This window comes from Streptomyces sp. NPDC086766, from assembly GCF_044746005.1.
Taxonomy (GTDB): domain Bacteria; phylum Actinomycetota; class Actinomycetes; order Streptomycetales; family Streptomycetaceae; genus Streptomyces.
Genome location: NZ_JBIVBI010000008.1, coordinates 239,778 through 252,621 on the forward strand (window position 1 = coordinate 239,778; position 12,844 = coordinate 252,621).

Below are 12,844 nucleotides of genomic sequence, written 5' to 3' on the forward strand. Positions count from 1 at the left end.
TCGTCGAGATCGTCCCCGGTCGGCTGTCGGCGCTCCTCGCCGGGGTGACGCTGCCGGAGCGGGCTCCCTACTGATACGGGAGCGCGCCCGGTGAGGCCCCGAAGTCGCCGACGCACACGGTCACCTCGGACCACACCCGCTCGCCCAGCTCGCCCTCGAAGGCCAGCTCGAAGCGGTCGTACCCGGCGTGTGCCGGGTCCGCCTGATAGGTGACGCTGCCGTCGGGCAGGCAGGTGACCGCGCCGTACTGCGCGAGGCTCACGCCCATGAACCGCAGTCCGGGAGCCTGGGTGTGGCCCGCGGGCAGGGTGGCGCGGCCTCCGGGATACAGGTTCAGGCTCTGTCCGGGCAGCCAGTGGCGCCGTACCCGGAAGCCCGCGTCGGAGACCGCCGACGACGAGATCAGGCGGTCGCCCTGCGTGGGCACCAGGCCGACCACCACACGAGGCAGCAGCACCGCGCCCTCCTGGGCGTCGTCCTTGATCTTGAGCAGACAGGTCACGGTGCGCGGCTCGGCGTCGCTGGCGTAGGTGGCGTAGCGGCCGTTGGCGAGGTGGCTCATGCCGCGGTGGCGGACCATGCGGGCGGTCTGCCCGAGGAAGTCGTCGAGCAGATAGCCGTAGGTCCGGTACACGCCGCCGGTCGGGGTGACCGCCAGCGTGAGCGTGATCTTCTGACCGGGCGCGACGGGCGCCGAAGGATCGGTGTCGGCGTACAGCTCCAGCGTCCCGCCGATCTGCGGGGCCTCGGGGTGTGTCACCCAGGTGCGGGCGATCGGATACCAGTCGCTCATGAGGAGACCATCCCTGTCTCGTGTGGCAGGCCCACCCGGGACCTGGTGAGGCGCTCCACGACGTCGTCGTCGAGGAAGTCCACGGCCGCCTCCGGCACGGCCGCGTCGAGGTCGCGGAAGTGCTCCGGCGTGAGCAGGCGCTGCGCCCGCATCTCGCGGGCCACGAAGCGGGCGCACTCCAGTCCGCCGCGGACCCGGAGGTGGGTGTTGTCCGCGACGCCTTCGGGGTAGTTGGGGTGCTCGCCGGGGTCGAGGTGCAAAAAGATGTTCCGGGTGCCCTCGGGACCCTTGCGGCGCCACTGGGCGACGCTCCATTCGTTCAGGTCGATGAGCGGAACGGACAGGGCGGCGGCCAGTTCCCGCATGGCCGAGGGGTACAGGCCGAGCGGCCGGAGCATGTTGCCGTGCCGGTCGAAGACGCGGCGCTCGTGGCAGGTGACGAAGACCGGGTGGGCTCCCCGGTCGCGGGCGCCGTGCGCGTACCGGCGCAGGAAGTGCTGGTAGTCGCGGAAGGGTTCGGTGAAGCGCCCCTCGGCCCGTTTCATGTCGATCAGGCCGAAGGAGACCAGCAGCAGGTCCTGCGAGGCGATGTTCCCCAGGATCCAGGCGAGTCGGCCGCGTTCCAGGAAGCTGCGCGAACTGGCCCCGGCGCGGGCGGCGTTGACCACCCGGGCCGAACGCAGGAAGAGCGGCAGCGCCTGACCCCAGCCGGCCATGGGGGCCATGCTGCGGGGCCGGCCGGCCACCGCGGAGTCGCCGGCGAGGAACACTCTGACGCCCGGCACGGCCTCAGTTCCAGGCACCCTGGTGCTCCTGCGGACGACCCATCACCAGGGGGGCGGGCGGGGGGCCGGGGTCGCCGGCCGCCTCCGCGTCCATGGTGTCGATGACCTCGAAGGCGCGCTCGCAGTTGCGGGTGTCCCGGAGGACGAAGAACTCCTCGGCGCGCCTGCGGTAGTGCGGCTCGACCTGGAAGCCGCGCTCCATACAGGCGACCATCTCGTCCACCGCCTGGTCGACCGTGGCGCAGGCCGGGCCGAAGCCGTCACGGGCCAGGTCGAAATAGCCCCGCTTGTAGTGCTTGCTGTAGAAGGCCTCGTCGTCGAAGTTGGTGTAGACGATCGGCTTGCCCATGTAGGCGACGTCGAAGAAGACCGACGAATAGTCGGTGACGAGCATCGAGCACTCGCGCATCGCCAACTGCACGTCCCGGCCGGTCGTGGAAACGGTGATGGAGGGGTGGTCGATGCGGAAGTGCTTGAGATAGGGCCGGATCTCGTAGTGCGGCATGAACTCCAGCTCCACGCGGTGGTACTGAAGCGCCTTGAGCAGCCGCTCGTCCCGGAGCAGGGCGGAGAAGAACCGGTAGTAGTCGGAGGCCGCGAAGGGGATCTCGGGTTTGGCCGCCTTGTTGTAGGAGGGCGCCACGATGTCGCGTCGCCAGGTGGGCATGACGAGGATGCGGCGAATGCCCGGCACCGGCTCCAGGGCGTCGAACCGCGGGAGTCCGGTGGCCGCCACCCGGTCGTAGCCGTAGCCGCAGTGCTCGGCGTAGTAGGCGCGCTCGCTGCGGCCGGTGGTGAGGACCATGTCGACATTGGTGACCTGGGCGTGGATGGACCGCACGACGTCGTTGTAGACCACGCCGTGCTGCAGGAAGACCCGCTTGTAGCGCAGCAGGTCGCCGTAGCCGGTGAGGAAGGCGCGCTTGGACAGCCCCGGGAAACCCAGGTAGGCCTCCAGGTCATAAGCGTTGATGAGGCGGGTGGCGTGCAGGAGGTACACCCGGTACTTCCAGGACAGGCGGTCCAGGACCCGCCCCAGCGGGGCGAGTTTGGCGCGGTCGGCCGCGTCGCGGTTGATGGCGTAGTAGACCCGGCGCTTCGGCTCGTTCTGCCGGATCCACGTGAACAGGTGGTACGAGTTGTCCTGGGCGGTGTCCTCGCGCTCGCCGATGATCCAGATGTCCTTGCGGCGCAGCCAGGGGTGGTAGAGCCAGTACAGCAGCCGGGTGCGCCAGCCGGGCCGGCCGGGAAGCGCGGACCGGAACGCGCCAAAGAAACGATTCATCTTGTGGATGGTCCGATGCATTCGCCCCGCGACCCGGCGCACGGTGATCCGCTCGTCGGCGTCGATGGCCATGACCCACGTGGCGCTGCCCGCGCGGTGCACGCCCTTGAAGCGGTGCAGCATCTGACGGGCGTCGACCGGCGTCTCCAGGTGCCTGTCGCCGTCGTGGACGCGCAGCACCAGTCCGAGGTCCCGGTTGTTCAGTTCCGCGAAGTCCTCCGGGCGGGCGACGGCGCGCCAGCCGGAGTACCGGTCCTGTTCCTTCCGGGTGCGCCAGCGGTCTCGCCGGTACACCTGCTCGACGGCGAGGGCCCGCTCCGTGCGGCCGTCGGTGAGGACGAGTTCGACACGGTTGGCGAAGGCGTGGCAGATGTCCACGCCGGACAGGACCATCAGCCCCTCGAAGGTGATCTTGTCGGCTGCCATGTGGCAGGTCTCCAGGAGCACCTTCTGGCGTTCCACCCGCAGCAACGACGTATCGACCCTGTCGACGGTGAGTCTGCGGTACAGGCCTTGCTCGTCGAGGTGGAGGTAGGGCCGGTACTCCGGGGTGACATGGGGCGCGCAGAACAGTTCGAGGTTCCCGGTGCGCACGGCGTGGTGCTGCAGGCGGGGCATCGGGGCGACTGCGTACTGCAGGATCAGATCGTCGGGAATCCGCAAGTAGACGTCGTGCAGCGTGGGGAAGACCGCGGCCAGTTCCGTCCTGCTCATGATGCGGTTCAGATTGCGCAGATAGGGCTGGAAGGTGCGCACGACGAAGCGCTGCACGAGGCGTGCGGTGCGCGCGTCGAGCCGCTCGGTGCGCCCGAGGAGGTGCCTGCAGAGCCGGAGGAGCTCCTGCGCCTTGACGGCGTCGTTCCACGGCAGGTCGAACAGGGAGTCGCTGTGGTCCGCTTCGCGCTCGTAGGCGGTGGCCCGCGGCGCGACGGTCACCCGATCGGCGTGCAGCAGCGCGGGTACCGTCAGCCAGGCGTCCTCGTGGCCCGGCCCGCCCCCGCAGCGCAGCCGGTGCTCGCGCACCAGCCGGGTCCTCAGCAGCTTCGCGCCGAGGCTCGTGGAGAAGATCAGGTACGGGGCGTCGGCCAGCCGCTGCACGTCCGTGGACTCCTTGAAGTACCTCTTCCAGGGAGCGTCGGTGTACCGGCGAGGGCCGGGAAAGGTGTCGATGTCCCCCACGACGACGTCGGCCTTGGCCGCATGGCCTGCGCGGAGCAGATGGCTGAGGCTGTCCTCACCGAGGAGGTCACGGGCGCGGACGAACATGACGTACGGGGCCGTCACGTACCGCAGTCCGTGGTCGAAGGCGGCGCGCATGCCCATGGCCACCTGCGTGACGACCGTGGTGTTGGGGCAGTGCGCGGCGAAGGAGGCCAGCCGCCCCGGGGTGGAGTCGGTCGACCCGTCGTCGACGAGGATCACCTGGAAGCGCTCGAAGTCCCGCTGGGCAGCCAGCGAGTTGAGGAACTCGTACAGGTTGTACTCGTCGTTGTGGCAGTGCACGACGACGGCCGCGCGGTAGCCCTCCCGCGGGGCGACGACCTCCGGCAGCGTCCGGTCCGCCCACCACAGCCACGGGGTGCCGCGCGGATCGGTCTCCACCGGCTGCTCGCCGGTCTCCGGGCGCAGGGCGAGGTTGCCGCTGACGGTCTCGTAGACCTCGTACGCCGCTTCGCCGCCGGCGTAGCGCTCGCGGCCGGGATCGATGCCGCGGACGCACACGGTGGTGGTCGCGCGCTCGCCGCCGTGCCGGAGCTGGACGAAGAGGTTCCACACGGCCGGCCGGCTGGACCTGCCGATGGTCGCGTCCAGGTCGACGGTGGTCTGGTAGCGGATGTACTCCTCGTCGACCTCGACGCCGGTGACCTTGAAGGTGTGGTCCGTCCTGGGACTGCGGCGGCGCAGTACGGCGGTGAGTTCGACCTTGTCCTTGGGGCGCACCCTGCCGAACTGGTTGCGGATGAAGCCGGTGACGTGGAGCGATCCGTCGCGGATCGCCACGCGGGTCGCCTGGTTGAACAGCCGGGCGTCGGCCAGGCCGTTGCCGGTCAGGTCGAGGTCGGTGACGTCGAGGAAGCGCTCGGCGTGCGGACGCCCGAGCAGCGAGCCGGACCAGTAGACCTTGCCGTCCCGCTCCACCAGGTCGGAGCTGAGCACGCTGCGCCGCTGGGTGTAGTCGGCGACGGACAGCGCCACGTCGGCCCTGCCGTGCATCAGCCCGAAGGCGCGCACCCGCTCCAGCGGGCCGCAGAGGTCGTAGGCCTCGGCCGGGAGCGAGCGCAGGTACGGGCCGGTGATCCTGAGGAAGCCCTCACGGAAGGCGTCGTCCCCCGAACGCAGTTCGGGCGTGTAGAGCCGGAGGTCGTGCGAGAGGAACTTCGCCGCCTTGTGGGCGACGAGGTGTCCCGCACCGTGCTGGGCGAGGTACTCGTCGGCCCACTGGTGGACCAGCACCCGGTCGCGGATGCTGCGCAGTTCACCGCGGCGGTTGGTGATGGAGGGGGTGTCCGTCTCCCTCTCCCACATCCACCGGTAGACGGGGGTGGCGAGCAGGGTGACGGTCCGCGCGCACAGACCGGCGACCGTGGAGAAGTAGGTGTCCTCGAAGAACACGCCCTCGGGGAAGCGGATGCCGTGGTGATGCAGGAAGTCGACGCGGTACAGCTTGGCCGCCGCGATGGGGTCCTCGAACAGTTCGGGCGCGCCGGTCAGGCCGCCCCGGACGGTGCGGTCGGCGCCGTACAGCTGCGGCTGCCAGACGGTGGTCTCGTTCTTGCCCAGGTTGATCCTGAGCGCCCGTCCCGCGGTGATCTCGGCGCCGGTGGCCAGGGCCGAGGCGAGGAGCACTTCGCAGGCCCTGTGGGGCAGTTCGTCGTCGGCGTCCAGGAACATCACGTACTGGCCGGCGGCACACTCGATGCCGTCGTTGCGAGGGGCGCCGACGCCGCCGCTGTTCTCGGGCCGGGCGACGATCCGTACGCGGGAGTCCTTCCGCGCGTACCCCTCGGCAACCCTGAGGGTGCCGTCGGTGGAGGCGTCGTCCACGACGACGACCTCCAGGTTGCGGTGGGTCTGGTTCAGGGCCGAGCGAAGGGCCCGTTCCAGGGTGGCGCTCGCGTTGAACGCGGCGACGACGACGGTGACGGTGTACGCGGAGGGGTCGACGTAGGAGATCGCGTCGCCGTGAGCGGAGGCGCTCGGGTACTCGGGGGCGCCGTCGCGGGCGGCGTGGTCGGCCGGTGCACTCATCGGCGGTGCCCCTCGCTGTCCTGCCACGGCATCTCGACCCGGCGCAGGGGCACGGTCTCGGTGAAGACCGGCTGGGCCGTCGCGACCTCGTCGAGGTACTGCGGCTGCGGATAGGGCCGGAAGCCGGGATCGTCGTCCGGCTCCGGCGCCTGGTAGCGCTCGTCGTGGAGCAGGACGTCCTGGGTGGCACGGCGGTGGCGGCCCCGGTGCAGGTGGGGGGCGATGGTCCCGGCGGTGTCGGGGACCACGCTCAGTTCCTCCATGACGCGGGTGAAGTCGCGGGTGGAGAGCCAGAACTTGTACATGATGACCAGCTCGAAGAGCATGAGCAGGGTCGCCGAGACCGCGGTGGTCCACAGGATCCGGCCGATCAGCGGACCGATGATGAAGATGAACATCTGGAACTCGATGCCGCTGATCAGATGGGGGCGGATCCGGGTGCGCAGCATCGCCCGACGGACCCGGGTGTACCAGGGGAACTGGCCGCGGAACTGCTCGTGCAGGTCGACCACGTTGGCCTCGCCGGCCTCGGCGCGCAGGGCGTCGGCGGAGGCGCCGGGGTTCTCGCGCAGCAGGTCCTCCATGAACACGACCTGCGAACCCTCGGCGGCGGCCCGGGCCTCACGCTCGGTGCGCTCGGCCTCCGCACGCGCCAGGGTGACCTTCTCGATCTTGGCCCGCATCGACATGCGCATCTTGTAGATCTGGAGGGCGTCGACGTAGCGCAGCATGTCGAGGAACACCACGCCCAGAGCGGCCACCAGGTAGCGCTCGTCGTCCGTGCGCAGGAACTGACCGCCCATCAGGGCGAGGGCGCAGAACAGTACGCGTATGCGGTCGAAGACGTAGTCGAGCCAGCCGCCGAACACCGTGCCGTTGCCCTTGAGGCGGGCCAGCTTTCCGTCGATGCAGTCGAGGATGAAGCTCAGGTGGTACAGCAGTGCGCCGATGAGCAGGGACCCGGGGTCACCCTTCAGGAAGAAGGCCGCCGAGCCCAGGCCTATGAAGAGAGCGGCCCAGGTCACGCGATTGGGCGTGATGAACCGAAAGCGGGCGACCAGGAGCAGCATCCTGGTCGCCACGGGGTCGACCAGGAAGACGGTCCACCAGGCATCGCGCTTCTTGCAGGTCAGTTTTTGGACAGCCCGCAGCGACAGCTTGGCCATAACCCCTCAGAAGGACACAGGACAGGACAGAAATGCCCCGCGGCTTCGATGGCACTACCCCCGGGGAGCCCACGAGTGCCGCTGCGTCTTCACAGGAACACCACATGAGCGCGAGAACTTTAACAATAGTTCAACTAAGTGTCGACTGAAATTGAGCGAGGGGCAGCATGGAGTTTCATCACACACCTATCGGTACAACCATTTGCGAGCTTCGCTTTTCACAAGCCTCGGCAAGGCTCCGGAGGCGGCGCTCCCGGCCGGACTCAGACCGGTGCCGGCGCGCCGAAGGCGAAGCCGCCCGGGTGCGGTAGGCGCTGTGCGACCAGTAGCCGTCCGCCGGGCGTCGCGGTGGCGACGGTGAGCCGTCCGGTGCGGGTCACCGCCGCGCCCGGCGCGCCGTGCGAGGACATTCCCAGGTCCTGCCACCGCACGCCGATGTCGGGGCGGCCGCCAGGATGGGCTCCCACCGAGACCAGGCCGCCCGGCCCGACGCGGGCCACCACCGTGTACGGCCGGCTGTCCGTCTCCCATCCGGACACCGCCGCCAACGGGCCCGCGCCGTCGGCGTCTCCCAGGGGGCAGGGGGAAGGCAGGCCGGGACGCCACACGCATGCCTCATTGGTGCGCAGGTCGCGAAAGAGAACGGCGCCCGGCTCGGCGGTCGGCGTCAGGCTGCCGGGGCGCGGCGCCAAGGGAGGGGTGCGGTCCTCGGCCCACTCGCCGTCCGGACCCGGGTGCCAGCGCACCACGCCCGCATCGTCGCGCGCCCGCCCGTAGACCTCGACCCCGCCGTGCGGAGCCGTCACGGCGACGAGGTCGTCGGCGACCCGGGTGCCGCCGAGGTGCCGCCAGGGCGTGAGGGTGCCGTCGGCCGCCCGGCATCGGTAACTGATGCTGTGGCCGAAGTTGCGGACAAAGACGAAGAGGTTGCCGGCCGCGTCGAACGCGGCTGCCGGGAAGCCGACTTCACGTCCCTTGCGCCAGTCGCCGGCGTTCGGGCCGCCCAGGGACTGCCAGGGAGTCGGCGGCTCCCCCGTGCGGTACTGGGCGGAGTGCACGACCTCGACGTCCACCTCGCCGTCGCCGCGGACGGTCCTGCGCAGCGCGAACAGCTGCGGCAGCCCGAACGGATCGGGCACCACGAGCAGACCCGGCAGCAAGCCGGCGCCCTCCACGAGTTCCGGGTCGCTCCACGCTCCGCCCGGCACCCGCTCGAACCGGCGCAGCACACCCGCGGCCGTTGGCAGAAAGGCGGTCAGGCGCCCGTCGAACCCGGCGGAGAGCCAGCGCACGGGGAGGGGATGACGCCGGCAGGCGGCGGCGCCGAGCCGCGGATCGGACCCCTCTCGGTGACAGTCCACGGACACCGGTCGCACGGTCTCCACCTGCAGGGCCCGGGCCGCGGCGAGGGCGTGCGCCGCGACCTCGGCGTGGGTGGGCGGCACGGCGTACGACGGCGTGCCGCTCGCCTGATGGAAGGAGGTGTGGGCGGGGTCGGGGTCCAGGGTGTGGACACGCTCCGGGCCGATGGCCCGCAACGCCTCGAGCAGGGCGGTCACCTCGTCGCCGTCCGCGCCCAGCACCTTGGCACCGCCGCGCACGGCGCAACCGCGGTCGGCGGCGACGCCCAGGGCACGGTCAAGCGCCGTTCGATCCCCCTTCGATCCCGGACGCAGACAGACGACGGCCACCCGGGCACCCGACGGCTGCAGCGCGACGAGTGGCACGGCGTCCCCGGGTTCGGGCACGACGAGAGCCACCGTATGCGCACCACCCTCGTGCGGGGCGGCGACGGCGCCGGTTCCGGGTCTGCGTGTCATGCGCTCACACCCCTACGTGTGGCGTCGGCCACCGATTCGTTCCTATGCGGATCCAGTCGCCGAGCACCAGTTCCCGACCGCTCGCCTGACGCGCCAGAATCAGCCCGCCGTCCGCGGCGACGGCGAGGACGGCGACCCGGCCCCGGCTGTCGCGGGCGAGCACGGGGTCGCCCAGGCAGGTCGTGCCCGTGTCGGTCCACCAGACGCCGTTGCGCTCGTCCTCGGCGGCGCAGACTCCCAGCATGATCCGTCCGGCCGCGTCGCGGTGGGCGAGCACCGTGCACGGCCGCCCACCCAGGACGGTCGTGAGCGCCGCGTGCCGCCCGTCGCCAGGATCGCCCCCGAGTGGAACGGGCCACTCTCCCGGGCGCGCGGCGACGATTCCGCCGCCTCGCAGATCGGTCAGGTACCAGGTGACCCGGCCCGGGGAGGTCTCCAGGCCGGTCGCGGATCCGGGCAGGGCGAGTACCGGAAGGTCGTGTCCGCGCTCCATCGGCGCGTCCGGCCCGCGCTGACACCAGGTCAAGGCGCCGGCACGGGCGGGGGCGAGGAGTGCGACGTGCCCGCTCGTGGTGGCCACCGCCGCGGGGGTGTCCAGCGCGGCGGTGACCCCGAGGTCCAGCCACGGCTCCCAGCGCCCCTTGGCGTCCTCGCGCCGGAGAAGGACGCGCCCTTCGGCGGTGGGTGCGAAGACGTGCAGTGCGCCCGCCGCGTCCACCGCCGCGGCCGGGAGTCCCGTCTGTGCGCTGCGGGGGCGCGAGGGCTGCGGATTTCCCAGCGTCCGCCACTCGCTCATCGGGCGGCCCGCCTGGTACTGGATCGCGTAGACGAGTTCGGCGGTGAGGCTCCCGTCACCGTTCTCACGTACCTGGCGGCCTATGAGATGGACGTAGCGGTTGCCCCCCTGGGCGACCGTGAGCCGGGTGACGTCGGGCGCGGGCAGGATGTCGGGGCCGAGCCAGTGGTCGCCGCCCTGCGCACTCTCCGTCCAGCGCAGCACGGACCGGTCCACGAGCGCGTACACGAGCAGACGGCCGTCGTGGCCGGGCAGCAGCCAGGGTCCGGAGAGCACTTCGCGCCACCGGCCGGGGGCCGACGCCTCCGACTCCCCTTTCCCGGCACGCAGTTCTCGCCCGCCGTGGTCACGCACGCTGCTCACCACCACGGTTCGTCCACGTCCTTCCCCACCCGTCTTCGGTCAACTTCGCGATCCGCATACTATTTGGTGGCTGCATCTTTACAAATGCGTCACTTTTCGTACAGGATCAGTCGATCTCATGCCTATAGTGCGGGATCGATCGGGCACCACACGGACCGGTTCCTCCCCCCACCCGAGTCCTCACGCCATATGCCACTGCCCTTCGGGGCACGACCGCCAAGGACTCGAAACAGGATGAGCCATGTCTCGACGCCCCAGCACACCGACTCCGACACGCCGTCCCGGCGCCCCGGCGGCCGAGGAAAGGGGGGCGGCCGCTCCGGCGGACGCCGCGTCGGAAGGAAGATCCTGATCGGCCTGGCCGTGCTGGCCGTGGCCGCCGGTGGCGTGGGCTACTGGCTGTACAGCGATCTCGACTCCAACATCAAGGGTGTCGACATCGACAGGGCCATCGGCGACGACCGGCCGCAGAAGCTGCCGACGTCGGGTCAGAACCTCCTGGTGCTGGGTTCCGACTCGCGGGCCGGGGCGAACGCGGCGCTGGACGCGGGCAGGGTGTCCGGGGCGCGCTCCGACACCGCCCTGGTGATCCACATACCCGAGGGCCGCAGCAGGGCCGTCGCCGTCAGCATCCCGCGCGACACCCTGGTGAACCGCCCCGAGTGCGCCACGTCCGACGGCAAGACGCTGCCCCCGGCGAAGCGCGTCATGTTCAACTCCGTCTACTCACTGGCCGGTCCGGCCTGCACCGTGAAGACGGTGGAGAAGATGTCCGGGATCCGCATGGACCACTACGTCGAGATCGACTTCGCCGGCTTCAAGGAACTGGTGGACGCGATAGGCGGGGTGACCGTCACCCTCGACGAGCCGATAGACGGCCACAAGGGCGGGCTGCGGCTCGGGGCGGGCACCCACCGGCTCGACGGCACCCAGTCACTGAAGTTCGTGCGGACCCGCTACGGCTACGGCGACGGCAGCGACCTCGGCCGCATCACCCTGCAGCAGAAGTTCCTGACCGCGCTCCTGTCCGAGATCAAGAAGCAGGACCTGCTGGGCAGCCCCACCAAGACCTACGCGATCGCCGACAGCCTCACCCAGGCGCTCACCACCGACTCCGACCTCGCCTCCCTCAGCAAGCTGGCGGAGTTCGGCCGCAGTCTCAACGGCATCGACCCGGCCACCATGGAGACGATCATGCTGCCGGTGAAGTACGACGTCCGGGACCCCAACCGCGTGGTGGCCGCGCAGCCCCAGGCCGGCCGGCTGTGGCAGGCCCTGCGCAAGGACGAGGCCGTTCCGGAGTCGGCGAAGAAGTCGCCGGCCCACGGAGCCACGGCGTCCTGAGGGGCGAAGACCCTCCTGGAGCCTCCCCCACCCCCCGGGCGAGCCCCCCGCTCGTCCTCGCGGCGGGCGGGGAGGCCGTCACCGCGAGCGTGAGCGCGTGGGGGCGGGGCCGCGGCCCCGCCCGCTCACGCCGCCGGTTCCGGTCCGGCTCACAGCCGCTTGGCGCTGCGGAACAGCCCGGCGTAGAAGCCGTCGCCGTCGATGCGGGACGCCCCGCCCTTGTCGCCCATCGTGGGGCCGTTGACCTCCTTGCGGCTGGAGACGAAGACGCGGTGGCCCTCGGAGTCCAGGCCCAGGTAGAGGCCGACGTGGTCGATGTGGTTCCCGGTGCGGTGGTCCATCTTGAAGAACAGCAGGTCGCCCGGCTGGAGGACGTCGATGTTCGTCGGGCGGACGTACCAGGGGGACGGGCCCTGGAGCTTGATGATGTCGACGCCGGCCTTGGAGCGGGCCATGCTGTCGGCGGTGCGGGGCAGCCCGTCGCCCAGGGCGTTGGACGCCATCAGCGGATAGCGGGCGCGGTAGCCCCAGACCATCCGCATGAAGCCGGAGCAGTCCAGCGCCCGGTAGCGCTCCTTGCGCGGGTACAGGGTGGTGCCGTTGCGGAAGGTGTACGGGATGCCGAGGTAGTCGTAGAAGTCGTTCTGCTCCAGGCGGTCCACGCCGTCCGCCTTGAACGGGCCGAACACCGCGTCACCGGCGTACGGGACGCCCGAGGAGTTCTTCTTGACCGGCGCGCCCTGCACGTACTGGAAGGCGATCGCGAAGATGTCGTCCTCCTGGCTGCCGTAGTACTCCTTGAACCAGTCCTTGAACCACTGCTCGTCCTCGGCGCCCTTGGTCCAGGGTTCGGGCATGAGGCGGACCCAGTCGTCGGTCACGACGCGCGAGGTGGTGGCGGCCGGTTCGGCGAAGGTGCGCGAGGGGCCCTTCAGGGTGGCGGTGCGGGCGCCGTCGGTGAAGGTGGCGACGACCGCTCCCCCGGCGTCGCGCAGCACCGAGCGCGCCGGGTTGTTCAGGCGCTCCCAGCTCTGCTTGCCGGTGGCCTTGCCGCCCGAGTTCCTCAGGGCCGCGTTGTCGGTGACCGTCTGCGCGGCCGGGACCTTCGCCTGTTCGTCCTTGCGCAGTTCGTAGGTGAAGTACGCGCTGCCCGCGAGCAGCGCCAGCACCGTCGCCGCGTGGACGACGGGGCGGCCTTTGCGCTTCGGCATGGTGGGGGCTCCAGGTGTGCGGTAGGACGGGC

The 12,844-nt window shown here is 70.7% G+C and carries 8 protein-coding genes; 1 reads left to right on the forward strand and 7 read right to left on the reverse strand.

Annotated features, from left to right (window positions below; all coding sequences use genetic code 11):
* Positions 1-67: 67 nt before the first annotated feature.
* The 6 genes from ACIPM1_RS17910 to ACIPM1_RS17935 form a co-directional block, all read right to left on the reverse strand.
* Positions 68-793 (reverse strand): Ig-like domain-containing protein, encoded by a 726-nt coding sequence (locus tag ACIPM1_RS17910; RefSeq protein WP_402435357.1) that lies wholly within the window; start codon positions 791-793, stop codon positions 68-70.
* The gene (locus ACIPM1_RS17915; protein WP_402435360.1) at positions 790-1,596 is read right to left on the reverse strand and encodes a rhamnogalacturonan acetylesterase; all 807 of its coding nucleotides are present in this window, start codon (positions 1,594-1,596) and stop codon (positions 790-792) included. The genes ACIPM1_RS17910 and ACIPM1_RS17915 overlap by 4 nt, the downstream gene beginning before the upstream one ends.
* Complete coding sequence (locus tag ACIPM1_RS17920; RefSeq protein ID WP_402435363.1) at positions 1,583-6,112, reverse strand: glycosyltransferase; 4,530 nt, start codon at positions 6,110-6,112, stop codon at positions 1,583-1,585. The genes ACIPM1_RS17915 and ACIPM1_RS17920 overlap by 14 nt, the downstream gene beginning before the upstream one ends.
* The gene (locus tag ACIPM1_RS17925; RefSeq protein ID WP_402435365.1) at positions 6,109-7,278 is read right to left on the reverse strand and encodes a CDP-alcohol phosphatidyltransferase family protein; all 1,170 of its coding nucleotides are present in this window, start codon (positions 7,276-7,278) and stop codon (positions 6,109-6,111) included. Before ACIPM1_RS17925 ends, ACIPM1_RS17920 begins: the two co-directional genes overlap by 4 nt.
* Before the next feature lie 263 nt (positions 7,279-7,541).
* Positions 7,542-9,098, reverse strand: a complete 1,557-nt coding sequence (locus tag ACIPM1_RS17930) for a hypothetical protein (RefSeq protein ID WP_402435368.1) — start codon at positions 9,096-9,098, stop codon at positions 7,542-7,544.
* A gap of 4 nt (positions 9,099-9,102) precedes the next feature.
* Positions 9,103-10,263: a hypothetical protein gene (locus ACIPM1_RS17935; RefSeq protein ID WP_402435371.1), complete on the reverse strand. Its 1,161-nt coding sequence runs from the start codon at positions 10,261-10,263 to the stop codon at positions 9,103-9,105.
* A gap of 228 nt (positions 10,264-10,491) precedes the next feature.
* Here ACIPM1_RS17935 and ACIPM1_RS17940 point away from each other — a divergent pair, with 228 nt between their 5' ends.
* Positions 10,492-11,601 carry an LCP family protein gene (locus tag ACIPM1_RS17940; protein ID WP_402435374.1) on the forward strand — a complete coding sequence of 370 codons (1,110 nt, stop codon included), beginning with the start codon at positions 10,492-10,494 and terminating at the stop codon, positions 11,599-11,601.
* Between the two features lie 149 nt (positions 11,602-11,750).
* On the opposite strand, the gene ACIPM1_RS17945 is transcribed toward ACIPM1_RS17940, so the two are convergent.
* Positions 11,751-12,812 carry a C40 family peptidase gene (locus ACIPM1_RS17945; protein ID WP_402435377.1) on the reverse strand — a complete coding sequence of 354 codons (1,062 nt, stop codon included), beginning with the start codon at positions 12,810-12,812 and terminating at the stop codon, positions 11,751-11,753.
* Positions 12,813-12,844: the final 32 nt, after the last annotated feature.

Excerpts from the sequence above, each read along its gene's own strand:
- ACIPM1_RS17910 (WP_402435357.1), bottom strand. The coding sequence starts at position 793 with ATGAGCGACTGGTATCCGATCGCCCGCACCTGGGTGACACACCCCGAG.
- ACIPM1_RS17920 (WP_402435363.1), bottom strand. The coding sequence starts at position 6,112 with ATGAGTGCACCGGCCGACCACGCCGCCCGCGACGGCGCCCCCGAGTAC.
- ACIPM1_RS17925 (WP_402435365.1), bottom strand. The coding sequence starts at position 7,278 with ATGGCCAAGCTGTCGCTGCGGGCTGTCCAAAAACTGACCTGCAAGAAG.
- ACIPM1_RS17930 (WP_402435368.1), bottom strand. The coding sequence starts at position 9,098 with ATGACACGCAGACCCGGAACCGGCGCCGTCGCCGCCCCGCACGAGGGT.
- ACIPM1_RS17940 (WP_402435374.1), top strand. The coding sequence starts at position 10,492 with ATGAGCCATGTCTCGACGCCCCAGCACACCGACTCCGACACGCCGTCC.
- ACIPM1_RS17945 (WP_402435377.1), bottom strand. The coding sequence starts at position 12,812 with ATGCCGAAGCGCAAAGGCCGCCCCGTCGTCCACGCGGCGACGGTGCTG.